This is a genomic window from Sulfurifustis variabilis, from assembly GCF_002355415.1.
GTDB classification, from domain to species: domain Bacteria; phylum Pseudomonadota; class Gammaproteobacteria; order Acidiferrobacterales; family Sulfurifustaceae; genus Sulfurifustis; species Sulfurifustis variabilis.
On record NZ_AP014936.1, the window covers coordinates 1,329,151 to 1,349,285 of the forward strand.

General features: G+C 67.1%; 18 protein-coding genes. 17 read left to right on the forward strand and 1 reads right to left on the reverse strand.

What is annotated here, in order from left to right:
- Window positions 1-2: 2 nt before the first annotated feature.
- The gene (locus SVA_RS06470; protein ID WP_096460442.1) at window positions 3-869 is read right to left on the reverse strand and encodes a J domain-containing protein; all 867 of its coding nucleotides are present in this window, start codon (window positions 867-869) and stop codon (window positions 3-5) included.
- 328 nt (window positions 870-1,197) lie between these two features.
- Between SVA_RS06470 and SVA_RS06475 the strand changes: the two genes are divergently transcribed.
- The 17 genes from SVA_RS06475 to SVA_RS06550 all read left to right on the forward strand — a co-directional run bounded on the left by SVA_RS06475 (window position 1,198) and on the right by SVA_RS06550 (window position 20,133).
- Window positions 1,198-1,824: an XrtA/PEP-CTERM system exopolysaccharide export protein gene (locus SVA_RS06475; protein WP_096460444.1), complete on the forward strand. Its 627-nt coding sequence runs from the start codon at window positions 1,198-1,200 to the stop codon at window positions 1,822-1,824.
- A 9-nt stretch (window positions 1,825-1,833) separates the two neighbouring features.
- Window positions 1,834-3,372 (forward strand): XrtA system polysaccharide chain length determinant, encoded by a 1,539-nt coding sequence (locus SVA_RS06480; RefSeq protein WP_096460446.1) that lies wholly within the window; start codon window positions 1,834-1,836, stop codon window positions 3,370-3,372.
- A 4-nt stretch (window positions 3,373-3,376) separates the two neighbouring features.
- Complete coding sequence (locus tag SVA_RS06485) at window positions 3,377-4,231, forward strand: polysaccharide biosynthesis tyrosine autokinase (protein ID WP_096460448.1); 855 nt, start codon at window positions 3,377-3,379, stop codon at window positions 4,229-4,231.
- A 97-nt stretch (window positions 4,232-4,328) separates the two neighbouring features.
- Complete coding sequence (locus SVA_RS06490; protein WP_096460450.1) at window positions 4,329-5,618, forward strand: porin family protein; 1,290 nt, start codon at window positions 4,329-4,331, stop codon at window positions 5,616-5,618.
- 6 nt (window positions 5,619-5,624) lie between these two features.
- Window positions 5,625-6,695 carry an ExeA family protein gene (locus tag SVA_RS06495; RefSeq protein ID WP_096460452.1) on the forward strand — a complete coding sequence of 357 codons (1,071 nt, stop codon included), beginning with the start codon at window positions 5,625-5,627 and terminating at the stop codon, window positions 6,693-6,695.
- Between the two features lie 24 nt (window positions 6,696-6,719).
- The gene (asnB, locus tag SVA_RS06500) at window positions 6,720-8,693 is read left to right on the forward strand and encodes an asparagine synthase (glutamine-hydrolyzing) (protein WP_096460454.1); all 1,974 of its coding nucleotides are present in this window, start codon (window positions 6,720-6,722) and stop codon (window positions 8,691-8,693) included.
- A 10-nt stretch (window positions 8,694-8,703) separates the two neighbouring features.
- The gene (locus SVA_RS06505; RefSeq protein ID WP_096460456.1) at window positions 8,704-10,242 is read left to right on the forward strand and encodes a class I adenylate-forming enzyme family protein; all 1,539 of its coding nucleotides are present in this window, start codon (window positions 8,704-8,706) and stop codon (window positions 10,240-10,242) included.
- A gap of 37 nt (window positions 10,243-10,279) precedes the next feature.
- Window positions 10,280-10,531: an acyl carrier protein gene (locus SVA_RS06510; RefSeq protein ID WP_096460458.1), complete on the forward strand. Its 252-nt coding sequence runs from the start codon at window positions 10,280-10,282 to the stop codon at window positions 10,529-10,531.
- A 10-nt stretch (window positions 10,532-10,541) separates the two neighbouring features.
- Window positions 10,542-11,558, forward strand: coding sequence for an NAD(+) synthase (gene nadE / locus SVA_RS06515; RefSeq protein WP_096460460.1), 1,017 nt, complete (start codon window positions 10,542-10,544; stop codon window positions 11,556-11,558).
- A gap of 4 nt (window positions 11,559-11,562) precedes the next feature.
- Complete coding sequence (locus SVA_RS19745; RefSeq protein WP_169923992.1) at window positions 11,563-12,396, forward strand: serine aminopeptidase domain-containing protein; 834 nt, start codon at window positions 11,563-11,565, stop codon at window positions 12,394-12,396.
- Window positions 12,393-13,343, forward strand: a complete 951-nt coding sequence (locus SVA_RS19750) for an alpha/beta hydrolase (protein ID WP_169923993.1) — start codon at window positions 12,393-12,395, stop codon at window positions 13,341-13,343. The genes SVA_RS19745 and SVA_RS19750 overlap by 4 nt, the downstream gene beginning before the upstream one ends.
- Window positions 13,344-13,430: 87 nt before the next feature.
- On the forward strand, window positions 13,431-14,540 hold the full coding sequence (locus SVA_RS06525; RefSeq protein ID WP_169923994.1) for a glycosyltransferase family 4 protein: 1,110 nt from the start codon (window positions 13,431-13,433) through the stop codon (window positions 14,538-14,540).
- Window position 14,541: 1 nt separating this feature from the next.
- Complete coding sequence (locus SVA_RS06530) at window positions 14,542-15,477, forward strand: polysaccharide deacetylase family protein (protein ID WP_096460466.1); 936 nt, start codon at window positions 14,542-14,544, stop codon at window positions 15,475-15,477.
- 5 nt (window positions 15,478-15,482) lie between these two features.
- Window positions 15,483-16,613 (forward strand): GNAT family N-acetyltransferase, encoded by a 1,131-nt coding sequence (locus SVA_RS06535; protein WP_096460468.1) that lies wholly within the window; start codon window positions 15,483-15,485, stop codon window positions 16,611-16,613.
- 2 nt (window positions 16,614-16,615) lie between these two features.
- Window positions 16,616-18,091, forward strand: coding sequence for a lipopolysaccharide biosynthesis protein (locus SVA_RS06540; protein WP_096460470.1), 1,476 nt, complete (start codon window positions 16,616-16,618; stop codon window positions 18,089-18,091).
- A 3-nt stretch (window positions 18,092-18,094) separates the two neighbouring features.
- Complete coding sequence (locus SVA_RS06545; protein ID WP_096460472.1) at window positions 18,095-19,165, forward strand: glycosyltransferase; 1,071 nt, start codon at window positions 18,095-18,097, stop codon at window positions 19,163-19,165.
- Window positions 19,162-20,133: a polysaccharide deacetylase family protein gene (locus SVA_RS06550; protein WP_169923995.1), complete on the forward strand. Its 972-nt coding sequence runs from the start codon at window positions 19,162-19,164 to the stop codon at window positions 20,131-20,133. The genes SVA_RS06545 and SVA_RS06550 overlap by 4 nt, the downstream gene beginning before the upstream one ends.
- The last annotated feature ends 2 nt before the right edge of the window (window positions 20,134-20,135 follow it).

The window sequence follows — 20,135 nt, forward strand, 5'->3', positions numbered from 1 at the left end:
CCTTACGGCTTTGCTCGAAGCGGATTGATGGGAGACTCCGACCAGCCGACGACGCGGTCGTTCTCGAAATAGACACGCGAGACGCCGTAGTCCCAGGCCCGGTCGGTTTCGTTCACCGGCTCGCCCTGTATCGCACGTACCTGGGCCTTGGTGAACCCGTAGGTAAACGCCGCTGTTTGCGAATGCAGCGGATCGAGGTCGCCCCGCGCTTTGAGCGGGTGCTCCGAGGTCGCTTCCCAGTGGACCACGGCACCGTCCTCGAAATACACCCTGGAGGTGTGGTAGTGCCAGACGTCCTTTTCGGTTTTTGTCGGTACGCCCTGCACGGCGTAGACGTCGCCGATTCTCGAGCCCACCGTGAAGTAGCGCTCGTCGCCGGGATCGGCGTCGTTTGTCGCCTCGCGAGGGAGGGGCGCCACGGACGTCGATCCGGTTTCGTCGTCCTCGGTCGCGGGAACCAGAACCACTGCGGAGTACGGAACGAGCAGCAGCAGACCGATAGCGGCCCAGAAGATACCCGGCCGACGCAACGCGCCCGCAAATCGCCCAGGTTGGAGATTCGGCGCGGTATCCGCCGGTCCGCGATCGCCGCCTTGCTCGACGGCCGAAACGGCGTCGGCGAGATCGGATCCGGTCTCTGCGGACAACGGAAGGCACCCGTGCCGGCGGTGGTAGCCGGCGAGCTTGCGATACGACTGATTGATCGCCTTACTGCGGTTCTCGGCCTCCGCGCGGGCACGGTCGTCGCCCTGGAATCGATCCGGATGCCAGGCGCGAATTCTTTCGCGGTAGGCGGCTCGCAGTTCCTTCCAGTCGGCTCCGGGACTTATGCCGAGCAGCCGATAGTCGTCGATGAACTCGTTGTCCATGGGACGGGAAGGCGATCGCGCCGTGCGCAAAGAATTTCAGACGGAACTTGCAGAGTGAGGGCTAAGCCGTTGCTTTTGCTTCACGAATATTTGCGAGCCGCGAGCCGGGCATTTCGCGCTTTTGCCGACGCCTGTATAGTTCACACGGTTATACGGGGTGCCCAACAAAACATAAAGACCGGGCAGGTAGTCGCGACGGATGGGTCGTTTCCATCATCCGCCGCCGCATTGCATTTATCCGTTCCGCGCCTGCCGTCGTGGTCGAGCCGGCTGCCGAAAAGTAAAGCGAATGCGCGGTGAAAAATCCAGACACCAGACGGGGTTCCAGATGTTGACGTTACGTATCGGGCTGCTCGCCGCGGTCCTGCTTGCGCTTGCCGCCTGCGCTTCCAACCGGGTCGAGGAATTCCAGAAGACGGCGCAGAACTTTGTCCCGGCCGTAGAGGGCCAGTACAAGATCGGCGTCGACGATCGCCTGCAGGTCAGCGTCTGGCGTAACCCGGAGCTGTCGGTGACCGTGCCAGTGCGCCCCGACGGCATGATCTCGGTCCCGCTGATCGGCGACGTCCAGGCCGGCGGACGGACCCCGACACAGGTGGCCGAGTCGATCCGGCAGAAGCTCAGCACCTATATTCGCGATCCGAGCGTGGCCGTCATTCTCACGGATCTGCGTAGCCACGAGTTCCTGTCGCGCGTCAGGGTGACCGGTGCGGTCCGTGCCCCGCGGTCGATGCCGTTCCGCCAGGGCATGACCGTCCTCGACGCGGTGCTCGAGGCGGGCGGCGTCAACGACTTCGCCGCGGCGAACCGCGCAAAGCTCTACCGCAAGAAGAACGGGCAGCAGACCGAGGTGCTCGACGTCGATCTCGGCGACATCCTGAACAAAGGCCGACTGGACACCAATGTGCTGCTGATTCCCGGGGACGTGATCACGGTCCCCGAACGCCTCTTCTAGGGAGCGACGATGCTTTTCCTGCCCGAGCACCTGACCCGCATCTTCGTCAACGAGGCGTTTCGCCACCGGCGCGCCATGGTGGCGATGTTCGTGGTGATCTCCGTCACGCTGCTGCTCGTCGGCCTCGTGTGGCCGAAGGGATACTCGGCGTACACGACCATCCTCGTGGACGAAAAGAACATCATTCAGCCGCTGATGCAGGGGGCGGCGGTCACGACCGAGGTCGCCGACCGGTCGCGACTCGCCCGGGAGATCATCTTCGGCCGGAAGATCATGAATCAGGTCCTGTCCGAGACGGGCTGGCTGGAAAGCGAACCGGCGCCCGACGAGCAGGAGCGGTTGCTCAAGAGAGTGATGCGAAAGACCTCGATCACGAACCTCGGACGTAATCTCATCAAGATCGAGTACCGTGACGACGATCCCGAACGGGCCTACATGACGACCAAGCGATTCGCGGATCTCTTCATCTCCGAAAGCCTCGACGCGAAATCGAACGAGAGCCAGGCGGCCTTCGACTTCATCGACAAGCAGGTCCAGGAATACCACGAGAAGCTTGCGCGCGCGGAGCAGGCGCTCAAGGAGTTCCGCTCGGAGAATCTCGACGCCCAGCCGGGCGCGGACGCGGACATCAGCACCCGACTCAATACCCTGCAGAGCCGGATCGAGGAGGCGACGCAGGAGCTGCGCGAGACCGAAATCAAGAAACAGTCCCTCGAGCGCCAGCTTTCGGGCGAGGCCGAGGTGGTCTCGGCCGTCTCGCGCGAGAACCAGTACCGGGCGCGGATCGCCGAGCTCTATTCGCAGCTCGAGACGTTGCGCCTCAGCTACCACGACACGTACCCGGACATCGTACGGCTGCGGCACCAGATCGACGACCTGAACCAGGCGATCGCCGAGGAACGGCAGCGGCGCGAGCAGGCACGGCAGACGGGGCGCGCCACGATCGACGAGACCGTCATCAACAACCCGATGTACCAGCAGCTGCGGCGGGAGCTTTCCGCCACGCAGATCCAGGTCGATACGCTCCACGCCCGCATCGCGGAGGCCAAGCGCCAGATGCAGGCGGAGCTGGAGCGCGGCAAGCGCATGCAGGGCGGCGCGGCCACACTGGCGGAGCTGACCCGCGATTACCAGGTGAACCGCGAGATCTACCAGGACCTGCTGAAGCGCCGCGAGAACGCCCGCGTGTCCATGAATCTCGACCGCGAGAACCAGGGCCTGACGTTCAAGATTCAGGAGCCGGCGGTCCTGCCGCTTCAGCCGAGCGGGCTGCGGTTCTGGCATTTCGTCCTCGGCGGCCTGATCCTCGGGATCGCCATTCCGATCGGCCTGCTGTACGCGAAGCTTCACTTCGACCCGCGCGTGCGCGTCGCCGCCGTGCTGGCCGACCGTTACAAACTTCCCGTGCTCGCGACCGTGCCGCAGCTGTGGTCGCCGCGCGAGGCCACCCTCGCACGTCGCGACGTGTACGGGCTGGCGACCGTCCTGCTTCTGACCGTCGCCAGCATCGGCGCCGTCGTTACCCTGCGACTCCTGAAGATGGTGTGACGCGATGAGCAAGATCGAAAAGGCATTGAGCCGGTCGTTGAGCGAGCGCCACCTCGCTCTCGTCCCGACCGGCGGGCCGGCCGCAAAGGCATCCGAACGGCGAGATCTCGTGGCCGCACCTTCCGAGCTGGAGGCGCGGGCGCGGTCGAGCGCCGCCATTGCGTTGATGCGCGAGCCGAAAGTGCGAGGCAGGAACGAGCTTGCGGAAGCCAGGATCATCTTTCCCGAGATGGGCGAGAGTCCGACGGTAAAGGCGTTCCGCGAGATCCGAACGAAGATCCTGCAGAAGACGGCGGGCAACAACTGCGTCGTGATGATCACGGCGGTCAGGGGACAGAGCGGAACGACGTTCGTGGCCCTCAACCTGAGCGCCGCCTTCGCCTTCGACGTGGGCAAGACCGCCCTCCTGATCGACTGCAACCTGAGAAACCCGCGGCTGCATCGTCTCTTCACCGGCGAGGAGATGGTGGGACTCACCGATTATCTGGAGAACCCGGAGCTGGACCTCGCGGAGATCATCCACGCGGTGGGAATCGAACGTCTGCGCGTCATTCCCGCCGGCGGCCGGCGCGAGACGCCGGCGGAGTACTTCACCTCGATCAAGATGAAGCGGCTGCTCGACGATATCCGCGGGCGTTACCCGGAACGATTCATCATCCTCGATTCCCCGCCCATGACGGAATCCGCCGACACGCAGATTCTGTCGGATCTCTGCGACTACGTCGTCCTGGTCGTGCCGTACGGCGAAGTGACGCGCTCGCAGATCGACGCCTGCGTGAAAGGCATCGATCGGAACAAGTTGCTGGGTGTGGTGTTCAACAACGAGCCGCAGTTCCCGAAATTCGGCCGCAAACGCTGAGTCGTAGCCACGGCGCGCGACATCCAGACGGCAAAGAACGACGCGGGAACATGCAGATGAAGGGGGGGGGGGGCGAGTCCGATCTGCCGGTGCGCTCGTGTTGCTCTGCGCGGCGGCACCGTCCGCGCATGCCGCGCAGGCGGCCTACGGCTTCGGTTACATCAGCGAGTACAGCTCCAACATCGAGCGTACCCCGACCGATCCCCGCAACGACTGGATCAACTCGGTAGTCGGCGGTATCGCGTACGAGGAGAACACGGCGGATCTCGCTGCGCGCGTCAGCGGGCAGGTCGAGGCGCGGAGCTACGCGGAGAACACCTTTTCCGACGATGTGGTAGGCAACCTCGACGCGTCGGCGCTGTGGACCCTCTCTCCGCAGCGACTGACCTGGACGGTCGAAGACGCTTTCCGGATGGTCACCCTCGATCCCGCCACCGCGACGACGCCCAGAAACGTGGCCGGCGCGAACATCTTCAATACCGGTCCCGACGCGTACCTCCGCTTCGGCCCCGTGCACACCCTCTCGCTGGGCGGGCGCTACGGTAACGTCTACGTCGGCGACGCCGACATCGACAACAACCGTTACACGGGCATTGCCCGCTGGCTCTATCAGTCGTCCCCGCGGACCGTCTGGTCCCTGAACCTCGAGCACCTGAACGTATCGTTCGACAACGACGTCCTCAACGAGAACTTCAAGCGGGACGACGCGTACGCGCGTCTGCTCATCCGGCAGGCGCGCTCGGAGTTCACGCTGGACGCCGGCCGGTCGCGGATCGACCGCGACCGTTCGCCCGAGCTCGAAGGATCGCTCGGGCGGCTCGGGTGGCGCCGCGAGCTGTCGAGCGAGTCGAGCTTCGGTTTGTCCGCGGCCGCGGGCTACCAGGACGTCGGCGCCGCGCTGCTCGGTCTCCTGACGGGCCCCACGGCGACGGTCGCGGCCCCCGTCCCGCCGACCGGAACGGACGTGGTCACGAGCGACCTCTACTACACCCGCCAGGCGGATGTCTTCTATACCCGCCGTGGGTCCCGCTACGGCGGGACGGTCCGCGTGGTCGCGCGGGAGCTCGATTTCGAAACCACCCTCCAGGACCGCGACGAGGCGGGCGGCAGCCTGGAGCTCGGATACGTGCATTCGGCGACCACGAGCGCGACCCTTTTCGGCGATTACCTCAAGATCGACTACGCGCAGATCGTCCGCGAGGACGAGGACATCCATTATGGCCTTCGGCTCGCGTACCTCGTGGGCCGCAACGTGTCGGTCGGGCTGGAAGGCCGCCGGATCGAACGCGCGAGCACGGACGCCGGCAGCGAGTTCGTCGACAAGCGCGCGCTGCTCACGGTGCTGTACAGCACCGCACCCCTTTACTCGCCACTCAGCCGACGGTGATCCGCCATGTACCTCGAATTCTTCAAGTTGCGCGAGTTCCCCTTCCGTCTGACGCCCGACACCGAGTTCCTGTACATGAGCGACGCGCACGCGCGCGCCAAGGCGTACATGGACTACACCATCTGGAACCGCGACGGGTTCGTGGTGATCACGGGCGAGATCGGCTCGGGCAAGACCACGCTGATACAGAAGCTCCTCTCCGAGCTCGACGACAACGTGCTCGTCGCGAAGATCTTCCAGACGCAGCTCGACGAAGTGGAGTTCCTGCAGGCCGTCCTCGTCGAGTTCGGGCTCAACCCGTTTCATGCGAAGAAGGTCGAGCTGATCGACATGCTGAACACCTTCCTGATCGATCAGTTCCACAAGGACAAACAGCTCGTGCTCATCGTGGACGACGCCCACAACCTGAGCCCCAAAGTGCTCGAGGAGATCCGGATGCTGTCCGGTCTCGAGACGCAGAAGGAGAAGGTCCTTCACGTCATCCTGGTCGGACACCCGCAGCTCAACGAGCTCCTGGAGTCCGCGGAGATGGAGCAGCTGCTGCAGCGGGTGCGCCTGCGCTATCACATCAAGGCGCTGTCGGAGGAAGCGACGCGCGCCTACATCACGCACCGGCTGCGCGTCGCCGGGATGGAGGAGCGCCACCTGTTCGCCGCGGAGACCTTTCCGCTGATCTACAAGTACACCGGCGGGCTTCCGCGCCTGATCAACACCCTTTGCGACACGGCGCTCGTTTGCGCCTATGCCGACGGGCAGACGGCGATCACCGGCCACGTGCTCAACAGCGCCATCGAAGAGCTCCAGTGGCTGCCGTATGCCAAGCGCGTTAACCAGCGGCGCCTGCGGCCGCCGCCCGCGGCGAACAACGAGTACCAGGAGGTGCTCAAGGACCACGCCCGGGCGCTCGTCAACGTCGGTCACCAGATGACGCGGCTGGACGCGCTGGTGCCGGCGCTCAACGCCCTCGCCGGGCGCATGGGAAACATCGAGTCGCTGCTGCGGAACATCGCATCGGCGCTCGACATGGAGCCGAAGGCAGGGAAGTCCGAGTCCAAGACGCTCGCGAAGCGCGACTGATTCGCACCCGGGCGGCGTCGAGCGATGTGCGGAATTGCCGGTATTCTGAACCTGTCTCCGGGCGCGGCGCCGGAGCGTTCGCTGCTCGCCTCCATGATCGGTGCCGCGGCGCATCGCGGGCCGGACGGTTTCGGATTCTACGCCGACAGCGAGGCGGGTCTGGCGCACGCGCGCCTCAGCATCATCGATCTCGAGGGGGGAGACCAGCCGATCTCGAACGAGGACGGGACGATCCAGGTGGTCTTCAACGGCGAGATCTTCAATTACATCGAGCTCCGCAGGGAGCTGGAGGCGGCCGGCCATCGGTTTCGCACGCATTCCGATACGGAGGTCATCGTCCACGCGTACGAGGAGTACGGCGACGACTTCGTCCATCGGCTGAACGGACAGTTCGCGATCGCGCTCTGGGACGCGCGCTCGCACAGGCTGCTGCTCGCGCGCGACCGTACCGGCATCCGCCCCCTCTTTTACGCGACGTGGCGCGGGCGGCTCTACTTCGCCTCCGAGATCAAATCGCTTTTCCGCGTGCCCGGGTTTCCGCGTCGGCTCGACGTCGCCGGTCTCGGAGAGATCTTCACCTACTGGACGACGCTCGAGCCCGCTACCGCCTTCGCGGGCGTCCGCGCGCTGCCCGCGGGATACCGGGCGGTGGTGTGCGGCGGCCGGCTGCAGGCGCAGAGGTACTGGGACTGGAGCTTTCCGGAGCATCCCGTCCGCGCCGATCGAAGCGAGGAGGAGTATGCGGAGGAGCTGCGGCACCTGCTGGTCGATGCCGTGCGGCTCCAGCTGCGGGCGGACGTCCCGGTCGGCGCGTATCTCAGCGGCGGCCTCGATTCGTCGATCATCACGGGCCTGATCAAGCGGTACACGGACACGCCGCTGCGGACCTTTTCGCTCACCTTCGAGGATGCCGAGTTCGACGAGAGCCCGTACCAGCGCGATCTCGTCGCATGGCTGGGGACGACCCATACGGAGCTGCGGTGTCGCGAGGCCGATATCCGCGAGGCCTTTCCGCGCGCCGTCTGGCACGCGGAGACGCCGATCCTGCGTTCGGCGCCGGCCCCGCTGATGCTGCTTTCGGGCGCGGTGCACGCCGCCGGTTACAAGGTCGTGCTGACGGGGGAGGGCGCCGACGAGGTCTTCGGCGGCTATGATCTGTTCCGCGAGGCGAAGGTGCGCCGTTTCTGGGCGCGGGCACCGCAGTCGCGGTGGCGCGCGTCTCTGCTCGGCCGGCTCTATCCGTACCTCGCGCACTCGCCGAGCTCGGTCCGCGTCGCCCGGGAGGCGTTCTTCCGCGAAGGGCTCGACCTGGCCGATCGCCCGTACTTCGCGCATATCCCGCGGTGGTCCACGACCCGGCGTCTGTGGCGGTTCCTCCACCCGGACGTGCGGCAGACCCTGGCGGGGTTCGACCCGCACGCGGCGATCGGTCGTATCCTGCCTCCCGGGATCGATCGCTGGCCTCCGCTCGGGCGCGATCAGTACGTCGAAGCGCATACGCTGCTGAGCGGATACCTCTTGAGCTCGCAGGGCGACCGCATGGCGATGGCGAACTCGGTCGAAGGGCGGTTTCCGTTCCTCGATCACCGGGTGATCGAATTCGCGAACCGTTTGCCGCCATCCTTCAAGATCCGCGGGCTGGCCGAGAAGCACATCCTCAAGCGCGCGGCCGGGGATCTCTTGCCCGCGAGCGTGCGCGAACGACCCAAGCAGCCGTACCGCGCGCCCGACAGTCAGAGCTTCTTCCAGAACGGCCGCCCGGCGGAGTACGTGGCAGCGCTCTTCGCCGAGAGCCGGCTGCGGGAGTCGGGTCTGTTCGACGCCGGCGCCGTGCGCAAGCTCTACGAAAAGTGCCGGGCCGGGCGCGCCATCGGATTCGGCGACAACATGGCCTTCGTCGGCATTCTTTCGACGCTGCTCGTGGACGAGCACTTCGTACGGCGCTTCGCCGAGCCGCCCGCCCAGCCGCAGGCGACGGCCGCGGCCGGAAGTTTCTGAGGAGCGGCGCATGCTGGTGCATCGCCTTCTCGAGCGTACGCTCGAAACGCATGCCGGCAAGACCGCGCTCGTGTGCGGCGCGGAGCGCCACACCTATGCGGAGGTCGGCGAGGCGGTGGCGCGGCTCGCGGCGTTTCTGCAACGCTCCGGCGTGCGACGCGGCGACCGCGTCGTGCTGTTTCTCGAGAACGGCTTCGAGGCGGTGGTCGCCATCTACGCGGTGCTGACGATCGGCGCCGTGTTCATGCCCGTCAACCCCCTCACGAAACGGGAGAAGCTCGCCTACCTCTTCGCCGACGCCCGACCGACCGCGTTGATCGCCGCCCGTCATCTTCGGGATGCCTTCGAGTACGCGCTGTCGCGGAACGAGAGCGTGCACACGTGCATCGTCGCGGGCGAGGGGAACGGTCACGCTACCGCGGCCGGCCGGCCGATGATCCCGTTCGGCGAAGTGCTCGCGTCGCCCGCCCCGGAACCGGTCCATCCCGGCACGATCGACCAGGATCTCGCCGCGATCATCTATACCTCTGGCTCCACGGGCGACCCCAAGGGGGTGATGCTGACGCACCATAATATGGTGTCGGCGGCGGAATCGGTGCTCGCCTACCTCCCCCTGCGGGAAAGCGACGTGATCTTTTGTGTCCTGCCGCTGGCTTTCGGCTACGGTCTGTATCACGTCGTCATGGGCTTCACGCTGGGGGCGACCGTCGTGCTCGAGCCGTCGTTCGCCTTTCCGGTCAAGACACTCGAAGCCATGTCGCGCGAGCGAGCCACCGTCTTCCCCGGCGTTCCCACGATCTTCGCCACGCTGCTGAACCTGAGCGTGTTTCCGCAGTACGACCTGCGCAGCCTGCGCATCGTGACCAACGCCGGCGCGGCGCTCTCCGTGCAGCACATCGAGGCCATACGCCGGCTGCTGCCCCACGCCCGCCTCTATTCGATGTACGGCCAGACGGAGTGCAAGCGGGCGTCGTACCTCCCGCCGGAGGAGATCGACCGCCGGCCGACCAGCGTCGGCCGGGGCATGCCGAATCAGGAGCACTGGCTGGTCGACGAATCGGGCAACCGGCTTCCGAACGGGAGCCAGGGCGAGCTCGTCGTGCGCGGCAGCCACGTGATGCGCGGCTACTGGGAGAAGCCGGAAGAGACCGCGCGAAAGCTGCGCCCCGGTCCGTATCCGGGCGAGAGCGTGCTTTTTACGGGCGACATTTTCCGGACCGACGCCGACGGATATCTCTACTTCGTCTGCCGCAAGGACGACATGATCAAGAGTCGCGGTGAGATGGTCAGCCCGCGCGAAGTCGAAAACGCGCTCTACGCGCTCGACGGGGTGCTCGAGGCCGCGGTGATCGGCGTGCCGGACGACATGCTCGGTGCCGCCGTGAAGGCGTTTCTGGTCCTCAAGCCGGGTTACCGCTACACGGAGAGGGAAGTCGTCCGGCACTGCCTCGGGCGCCTGGAAAGCTTCATGGCGCCGAAGCAGGTCGTGTTCGCCGACTGCCTGCCCAAGACCGACAACGGCAAGATCCGCAAGACCGAGCTGGCGTGAGAGCGCGCGAGCGAACGACCAAAACGGGAACAAGAGAATGAGCGACATCAAGCAACAACTGAGGGCGTACCTGCTGGACAACTTCCTGATGGGCGGCTCGGCGGACGAGATCCGGGACGACACCTCCTTCATGGCCAGCCACATCCTGGACTCGACGGGGTTTCTCGAGCTGATCGCGCACCTGGAAGAGACGTACGGCGTCAAGGTGAAGGACGAGGAGATGATTCCCGAGAACCTCGACAGCCTCTCCAGCATCGAGCGGTTTCTCGCCCGCAAGCAGTCGGCCTGAGGTCACCGGTATGCACAAATCGACCAGCGGCACTCCCTCCCGCCCGGCGCTCTCGCCGCGGGTCCTCGATCTCGACCTGGAAGCCGAGGCCCGGCGCATCGCCGCGCGGATGCGCGAGATCGTGCGACGGCTGCACAGGCGCGGGCTCGTGGTGGCGATGTCGGGAGGCATAGACAGCTCGACCTGCGCGGCGCTCGCCGTGCGGGCGCTCGGGCCCGGCCGGGTCTTCGGTCTGCTGTTGCCCGAGCGGGATTCGGCGGACGACAGCAGCCACCGCGGCGAGCTGCTGGCGAAACACCTCGGCATCGCCTACCGGCGGGAGGACATCGCCGCCGCGCTGGAGGCCGTCGGGTGCTATCGCTGGCGGGACGATGCCATCCGCGCGGTTTTTCCGGAGTACGGCGCCGGGTGGAAGAACAAGATCGTGATCCGGGGCGGCCTCGAGGGGCGTCTGAACCACTTTCACCTGATCGTGCAGTCTCCCGACGGCGCCCTGTCCGAAAAACGCCTGGGCCTGACCGAATACCTGCAGATCGTGGCGGCGACGAACTACAAGCAGCGGATCCGCAAGACCATCGAGTACTTCCACGCGGACCGGCTCAACTACGCGGTGATCGGTACGCCGAACCGGCTCGAGTACGACCAGGGGTTCTTCGTGAAGAACGGGGACGGTTCGGCGGATCTCAAACCGATCGCGCATCTGTACAAGACGCAGGTCTATGCCCTGGCGCGTCACCTCGGTCTGCCCGATGCCGTCTGCGTGGCGACGCCGACGACCGACACGTACAGCCTGCCGCAGGGCCAGGACGAGTTCTATTTCGCGCTGCCCTACGGGCAGATGGATCTCGCCCTGTGGGCGTACAACCACGACGTGGAGGCGGGAGAACTGGCCCGCGCCATCGGGCTCTCCGAGCAGCAGGCGCGATACGTATATGCCGACATCGAGGCCAAGCGCCGCACCACCGCCTACCTCCACGCGCGGCCGATGCTGATCGAACCGGTAAGCGGGCTGCCCGAGCTCGAGTAGCGGGATGACGATGGAAACGCGTGGCTTCTTCGAAAACCGGCGGGGCAGACGCCTGTACTTCGCCGCGCACGGAGACGCCGGCGCGCGCGAGGCCTGGGTGTTCTGCAACCCGTTTCTCGAGGAGAAGGTGTTCAGCCACCCGGTCTACGTGGCGTTCGCGCGCCGTCTTGCCGGGGAGGGCGGTTTCGCGCTCCGTTTCGATTACGAGGGCGACGGCGACAGCGAAGGCGAGGTATCGCACCTCTCTCTGGCCGAGTGGGGTGACGATCTGGCGGACGCCTGCGCGTTAGCGCGCGAGCGATTCCGCGCGCAGAGCGTGAGCCTGTTCGGTCTGCGGCTCGGCGCCGCGCTGGCCTGGCTACGCGCGGACGAGGTGCGGGCCGAACGGCTGCTCCTGTGGGACCCGGTGGTCAACGGCGCCGCCTACTTCCAGGAGTGCCTGCGGCTGAACCTCACGACTCAGCTCGCGACGTACAAGAAGATCGTGGAGAACCGGGAGCAGATGATGCAACGGCTGGAGGGCGGCGAGACCGTGAACATCGCCGGCTACGAGGTGGGTGGGCGCATGGCGTCCTCGATCGCCGCGATGGACATCGGCGAGCCCGACACCGCCCCCGCCAGCCCGGCCCGCGTGCTTCAGTTTCTGAAGCCGGGAGCGGGCGTGAACCGCGTCGCGAGCCCGATGGCAAATCACTCGAACGTGCACGTCGAACCGGTCTCGATTCAGCCGTTCTGGCAGGAGTCGAAGCACCACGATCCGGCGCCGGAGCGTTTGATAGAGGCGAGCCTGCGGGTGGTTGCGAGCCGGCCCGGGGCGCGTGCGGGAGGCGCCGGGTGAACGAAGAGCCGTTCGAATTCCGCGGGCGGGATGGCGCCGTGCGCCGGGGCATCCTGACGCCCGCGGAGCCGGGCCGGTCCAACGGCACGGGCATCGTGCTACTGCCGGCCGGCCTGAAATACCGCATCGGTCCGCACCGGCTCAACGTGACGCTCGCGCGGCGGTTGGCGCCGGTGGGTTACACCGTGCTGCGCTTCGATCCCTGCGGCGTCGGCGAGAGCGACGGGGCGCTTCCGGCAGGTCCGCTGCGCGAGCTGTGGCGGACCGTGGAGCAGGGTCGGTTCGTCGACGATACCCTGCACGCCGCCCGCGACCTGCGCGAGCGATGCGGCCTCCAGAGATTGGTGCTCGGCGGGCTTTGCGGCGGGGCGGTCACGGCCTTGCTCGCGGCCGCGCTCGCTCCCGAGCTGATCGACGGGGTCCTGTCGATCAATACGGCGGTGACGTTCTCGACCGACACCAAGCCGGCCAGGCGGCCCATGGGCCGGATCCAGGCGCGGCACAACTTCAAGGGCTATCTGCGGAAGCTCCTCGCGCCCGCCGCCTGGGCGCGCATCGTGCGTGGGGACAGCGACTACTCGGAGATCACGCGCACGGTCGTCGCCACGGTCCGGTCGTGCCTGGGCGCGCGCCGGCGGCCTGAGCACCTGTCGCACGAGAACGCCCGTTTCATGGAGAGCTTCGAGAGCCTGGAGCGGCGGTCCGTTCCGCACCTGCTGATCTTCAGCGGCAACGACAACCGCTGGCTCGAGTTCCAGGAGGTCGTGCTGCAACGCCGTCTCGGCGGAAGGCTGGCCGGATCGGCGTACGAGATCGAGGTGATCCCGAACGCGAATCACGAGCTGCACTTCGCCGACTGGCAACGCGAGCTCGAGGAGCGGTTCGCCGACTGGTTGAACCGGCGTTTCCGCGATTCGGGACGCCCAGTGCGGGCGATGTCCGCCTGACACGAGGAGAAACACGTGAATCTTGGAGCGAGTCGAGTCGCTGAATCGCCTTCCCCGTCCGTTGCCCCGCGGCCGCAATCCGCACCCTTGCGCATCCTGACGGTCGTCGACGGCTACTACCCGAGCACCGGCGGGGCCGAGCTGCAGGCGGGCCTGATCAGCCGCGCTCTCGTCAACGCGGGCCACCGGGTGACGATCCTCGCGCCGCGGCTCGAGGTACACCGCCCCCTGCACGAGGAGATCGACGGCATCGCGGTCGAGCGCATCGCGTATCCACGCGTGCGCATGCTCGGCGCTCTCGTCCTCGGCTTGAAGTTCGCCTGGCGTCTGTACGCGCGGCGGCACGAGTACGACGCCATCCATATCCACATGGCGAAGAACCTGGCGACGGTGGCGGGGCTGCTGCGGCCGCTTCTCAATCGGCCGGTGGTGGTGAAGATATCCGGGGCATGGGAGTTCGAAGGCGGCATCCTCGATCCGCGCCTGCGACGGAAGCCGGTCGTACGCCTGATGAACGCCTGCATTCGCAGGATCGACTGCGTGCAGTGCATCAGCGAATTCACCCGCCGCATGCTCGTCGAAGCGGGGTACGCCGAGAATCGCATCCGCATGATTCCGAACGCCGTCGACGTGCGTCGCTTTCGCCTCGCCGTGCCGGCCGACGATCAGCCGAGCGTCCTGTTCGTCGGACGGGTGGAGCCGGTGAAGGGGCTCGACGTGCTCATCGACGCCTGGCCGACGGTGCGCGCGCGTGTGCCCGCGAAGCTCGTCATCGCCGGCGACGGTTCGGTGCTGGAGGCGCTCAAGCGGCGGGCCAGGGAGCGGGGCGTCGAGGACTCGGTCCGTTTTCTCGGCAACGTCTCGAACGTGGCCGATCTGCTCGCGCAAAGCGCGCTCTACGTGCAGCCGTCCCACCAGGAAGGCCTGCCGAACTCGGTCCTCGAAGCGATGGCCGCGGGGCTGCCGATCGTCGCGACCCGGGTGAGCGGCAACGAGGATCTCGTGCTCGACGGCCGCAACGGCCGATTGGTGCCGCCGGGCCGGGCGGACCGGCTCGCCGAGGCGCTGATCGAGGTGCTGTCGAATCGGGCGGCGGCGCGCGCCATGGGCCGCGAGTCGCGGCGCGTCATCGAGGAGCAGTACCAGATGCCGGTGATCCTGGCCGCGCTGACGCGCGCCTACCGCGGAGAGGCGTGAGATGGGCGCCGACCGCACGGAAAAAGTCCTCCTCCTCGTGACGATCGATACGGAGTGCGACCACGATCCGAGCTGGGTACGCTCGAAGCCGCTGGCGTTCCGCTCGGTGACGGAAGGCGTGCCCGATCGGCTGCAGCCTGTCTTTCGCGCGGCCGGCGCCGCGCCGACCTACCTGCTCACGATCGAGGTGCTGGAGGACCGCGAATCCGTCGAGGCGCTCCGGCGGCTGGACGGACGCTTCGAGCTCGGCACCCACCTGCACTCCGCCTTCGTCGAGCCCGAAAAGAAGTTCCACGACTATGCCGGCGTGGACAGCCCGGACTTCCAGTGCCATTGCCGGCCGGAGATCGAGCACGCCAAGCTCGCCAACCTGACGCGAGCGTTCGAGGACGGTTTCGGCTACCGGCCCGTTTCCTTCCGTGCCGGGCGCTTCGGGGCGGGCCCCAACACCATCGCTTCCCTCGAGCGGCTCGGCTACCTGGTCGATACCAGCGTCACGCCTCACATGCTGTGGCGGCATCCGGACGGAGACGTGGATTACCGCGCGGCGCCGGCGCAGCCCTACTTTCCGCAACGGGGATCGATCGTGCGCGAGGGCAACGGCGACGCGTCGAGCGTGCTCGAGATTCCCGTGACCATGAAGCGCCGCTGGCTTCGCGGCCCGCGCTGGTTTCGACCGTGGTTCTCCTCCGTGGCGGCAATGAAGGACGTGGCGCGCGAGCAGCTGGCGCGCTTCCGCGACCGCCGGGTCGTGGTCCTGAACATGATGTTCCACTCCATGGAGGTCATTCCCAAGGCGAGCCCGTACCCGCAGAACGAGGACGAGGTGCGCCGGTTCCTGGACGACCTTGCCGCCGTATTGCAATGGTGCGCCGGGGAGGGCGTCGAGTTCGCCACCCCGGCCGCGGTGCACCGCGCCTTCGCCGGTCGGGAGTGAGGCGCATGCAGGTCGCCTGTATCGATACGGACGACGGCTTTCGCGCGCTTCGCGAGGAATGGGACGCGCTCGTCCAGGCAGCGGCCGCGGCCAGCATCTTCACGACCTGGGAATGGCAGTACCTCTGGTGGCGGCACTACGGCGGCGGCCAGAAGCTCCGTCTGCTCGTCGCGCGCGCGGGCGGACGGCTCGTCGGCGTCTTTCCCCTCTACGTCCAGCGCGTCACGCCGCTGGCCGGCGTAGGCGCCGGTCTCCTCCGGCTGATCGGAACCGGCGGCGACACGTCACCGGACTATCTCGAGCCGCCGCTCGCCCCCGGGCACGAGGCAGACGCGGCCCGGGTGCTCGTCGACGCCGCGCTGGCAATCGAGGGATGGGACGTCCTCGCCTGGAGCGACCTCGAGCCCGACGGTGCGATCGACCGTGCGGCGATGGCCGCGCTTCGCGAGCGCGGCCTTCCCGCGCGCCGCGGGACTTCCGCGCGCATCTCTTACGTGCCGCTCCCGGCTTCGTGGGACGCCTACCTCGAGAGCCAGTCGCGCGACCGGCGGTACACGATCCGCAATACGCGTCGCAAGTTCGAGCGCGAGCCCGGCGCGCGCTTTCTCGTCTGGGACGGCGCAAGCCTCGACGACGCCTTCGACCGGCTGACCGCGCTGCACCACAAGCGCTGGCAGACCCGGGGCACGTCGCATTCTTTCGACTCCTCGACCTACAACGACTTCCACCGCGCGGTCATGCGCGCCTGCCGGGAACGCGACTGGCTGCGGCTTTATTCCCTGGAGCGCGAAGGCGAGATCATCGCCATGTACTACTGCTACCGCTTCCGGGGCACGGTGTACTACTTCCAGGGCGGCTTCGATCCGCAATACGAGAAGCTGCGCCCCGGGCTCTGCCTCATGGGTTACGCACTGGAGCACGCGATCGGCGAGGGGCAGCGCGTGTTCGACATGCTGCGCGGCGAGTACGACTACAAGAAGCAGTGGGCCAGAGAGACGCGGGAGACCTGCTTTACGATCGCGTACCGGCGCACGGCGCCCGCCTTCGTCTACTGGCTTCGCCGCTCGTTGCTTCCCGAGGCGAAGCGCCTGGCGCAGCGCATGGTGTCGACCGCGCCCGCGCGCAATGACGGCTGAACATGCTCAAGCGACTGGTCATACACACCTCGAACTACGGTCTCGGCAGCCTCGCAGTGACGCTGGCGAGTTTCATTTCCTTCCCGATTTTCACCCGCGTCTTCAGCGTGGACGAGTACGGGGTGCTCAACCTGATCTCGGCCAGCCTGATGCTCCTCGTCGGCATCGCCAAGCTGGGGGTACAGCACGCCGTCGTCCGCTTTTACGCGGAAATCAAGGCCGGGCGGCGCGACATCACGGTGCCCCAGTTCTACGCGACGGTGGTCTTCGGCATGACCGGCCTGAGCCTGCTGATCGCCGCCGGCTGGGCGGTCGTGAGCCAGGCGGTGCCCGACGCGTGGTGGAACGATCCGCGCGTCGCGGGGCTGCTCCTGCTCACCGCGGTCCTGGTCGCCGTTCGCACGACCGACAGCGGACTGCTGAATATCCTGCGCGCCCAGGAGCGCAGCGGGCTGTTCAGCGCGTACAGCGTCCTCAAGAAGTACGCCGGGCTCGGCCTGATCCTCGTCACGCTGTTCTTCGTCTCGAAGGGCCTCTACGGGTTCTATCTGGCGACCATCGTGGCGGAGGTCGGGGCGGTGGCCGTGCTGGCGGCGGTGATGTTCCGCGGCGTGCGCTACGCGCCGCGTGATTTCTCGCCCGGGCTCTTTCGTTCGATGCTCGTCTTCGGCATACCGATGATCGGCTACGAGCTCGCCGGTACCGCGCTCGCGATCAGCGACCGCTACCTCATACAGGGCCTGCTCGGTAGCAGCGATCTCGGGATTTACGCGGCCGGGTACAACCTGTGCGAGTACGTGCAGCTCATCCTGGTCGCGGCCATCGGTCAGGCGATCATGCCGATGTACGTGCGGACATGGGAGGAGAAGGGCGTGACCGAGACGGCCCGCTTCATCCAGAGCTCGCTGCACTATTACCTGCTCCTGGGGCTGCCCGTCGTCGCCGGGCTGTCGGCGGTGGGGGAAGACCTGCTGGTCCTGCTCGCCTCCGAGAAGTTCCGTGCGAGCGCGGGCGTCATTCCGTACATCATCGCGGGTCTCGTGCTCGACGGCATGGTGGTGATGGTCGGCGCGGGGCTGTACATCCACAAGCGCACCGTCGCCCTGGCGGCGCTCGTCGTGGCCAGCACGGTGCTCAACGTCGTCCTGAACCTGATTTTGATTCCGAAGTTCGGCCTCGTCGGCGCCGCCGCCGCCACGCTGATCGCGTACCTGGTGCTGGTCGCCTCGATCCATGTCGCGGCCGCGCGCCACCTCCCCATCGTCTTTCCCTGGGCGAGCCTGGCGAAGTTCGGTGTCATGGCGGTCGCCATGTACCTGGCGGTGTCGCAGGTCCGGATCGGCCACGACGTCGTGAATCTCGTCGTGAAGGTCGTCGTCGGCGGGGCGCTGTACGCGCTCCTGGTCGTCCTTCTCGACCGCCAGGCCCGCGGCGTGCTCCGCACCGGCCTGGGAAAGCTGTACCGCGTGGGAGCTTAGCGAATGGAACCTGTCTCGAACGCGCCGCCGCTGGTGAGCGTCGTCATTCCGACCTACAACCGCGGCGACCTGCTGGCCGCAGCTCTGGACAGCGTGTTCGCCCAGACGTATCCGCGGGTCGAAGTGATCGTCGTGGATGACGGCTCTACCGACGACACCCCGGAGGTCGTGCGCCCGTATCTCGACCGCCTGATCTATCTCCGGCAGGCGAACGGCGGGCTTTCGTCGGCCCGCAACGCCGGGATGCGGCGTGCCAGCGGGGAGTACATGGCGCTCATGGACTCGGACGACCTGTGCGAACCGGAGCGTCTCGCCCTCGAGGTCGCCTACCTCGAACGCCATCCCGACGCCGTGCTGTGTTCCACGGATTTTTCGGCGTTCGACGGTACCGTGGTTCGCGAGCGCTCGCACATCGCGTCGTACTACGGTGCCTTCAAGCAGGCCGCCGACGGCGCGGCGAGCATCTACCCCGAGGCCGGCCGCCTCGATCCCGAGGAGGTGCCGTGGCTGCGCGGACGCGGGCTCGCGTCCGTGCGAACGTACAGCGGCCCGGTCTACGAGCGGCTCGTCTGGGGCAACTTCATTCATCCGCCGACCGTCCTGGTCCGCCGCGCGGTTTTCGAGAAGGTCGGCGGCTTCGACGAAACCATTCCCTACGTCGCGGACTACGACTGGTTCCTGCGCGCGAGCCGGCTGGGGCCGGTGGGCTATCTGGATACGTCCCTGCTCAAGTACCGCTACTCGCCGGACCAGATGAGCTCGGACCGGCACACGGCGAAGATCGCGTACGGAAACATCGCGATCATCAACAAGCTTCGGGCGGCGGACCCGACCTTCTTCGCGGCGCACCGGGCCGAGTTCCGGCGCCGACTGGGCGGCTGCTACCGGAGCGCGGCGAATGCGCTCGCGGAGTCGAATCGCGCGCGCGCTCTCGCGGATCTCGCCCGCAGCGCCGCTCACGGGGCGCTGGGCGGCCAGGCGCTCCGCATTCTCGCGAAGCTGATGCTGCCGCGCTTCGTGGTCGAATGGCGCCGGCGCGGGCTGACGACGGCCGGGCACGAAAGGGACCCATGAGCGCGCTCAAACGGACCATCAAGCAGGCGCTGGCCTCGCCGCTCGGCTGGCGGATCACCCACCGCTTCCTGCGGGAACCCGGCGTCACGGTGCTCATGTATCACCGCATCACGCGATCCGGCGAGCCGTTTCCGGGGCTCGATGTCGAGATGTTCCGGGCGCAGATGAAGTGGCTGCGCGACCGCTGTACCGTGATCCGGTCCGTCGACCTGCTCGAGGCATGCCGGGGCCCGCGCCGGGGTCGCCCGGCGGTGCTGGTTACGTTCGACGACGGGTACCGGGATTATCACGACAACGCCTATCCGGTCCTGCAGGAGCTCGGCCTGCCGGCGGTCGTTTTCGTCGCCACCTCGTTCATCGACGGCGGCGGGATGATCTGGACCGACGAGGTTCATTGGGCGTGCCGGGCGAGTGACGTCGAGCGCGTCCGGCTGCCGTGGAACGGCGAGTCGACGTTCGATCTGAAGCGGCCGGGCGAGCGCGATCGGCTGACGGCGGCGTGCAAGCGCTACCTGAAGGACGTGCCGGACCGCGAGCGCGTGGACTGGCAGGGCCACTTGCTCGACGTCCTCGGCGTTCGGGGCCGCGAGGGCGAGGCCGGGCGCCAGATGATGACCTGGGACGAGGTGCGGGCCACGATGCCGGGCACGGAGTACGGCGGGCACACCCACGGTCACCCGATCCTGTCGCAGCTCGACGCCGCCGGCATGGAGCGGGAGATCCGTCTGTGCCGGGAGCGGATCGAGCGGGAGACGGGAGCGCCCCCGCGCACGTTCGCCTACCCGAACGGGCGCGCGGTCGATTACAACGCGGACACGAAGCGGCTGCTCCGGGAGCACGGGTTCGAGCTCGCGTTCACCACGGTCGAGGGAATCAACGGCTCCACCGTCGATCCGCTCGAGATCCGCCGGGTCCCGACGCGAGGAAATTCGCTCGGGGATTTCGCGTGTCTGGTGTCGAACCTGTGATG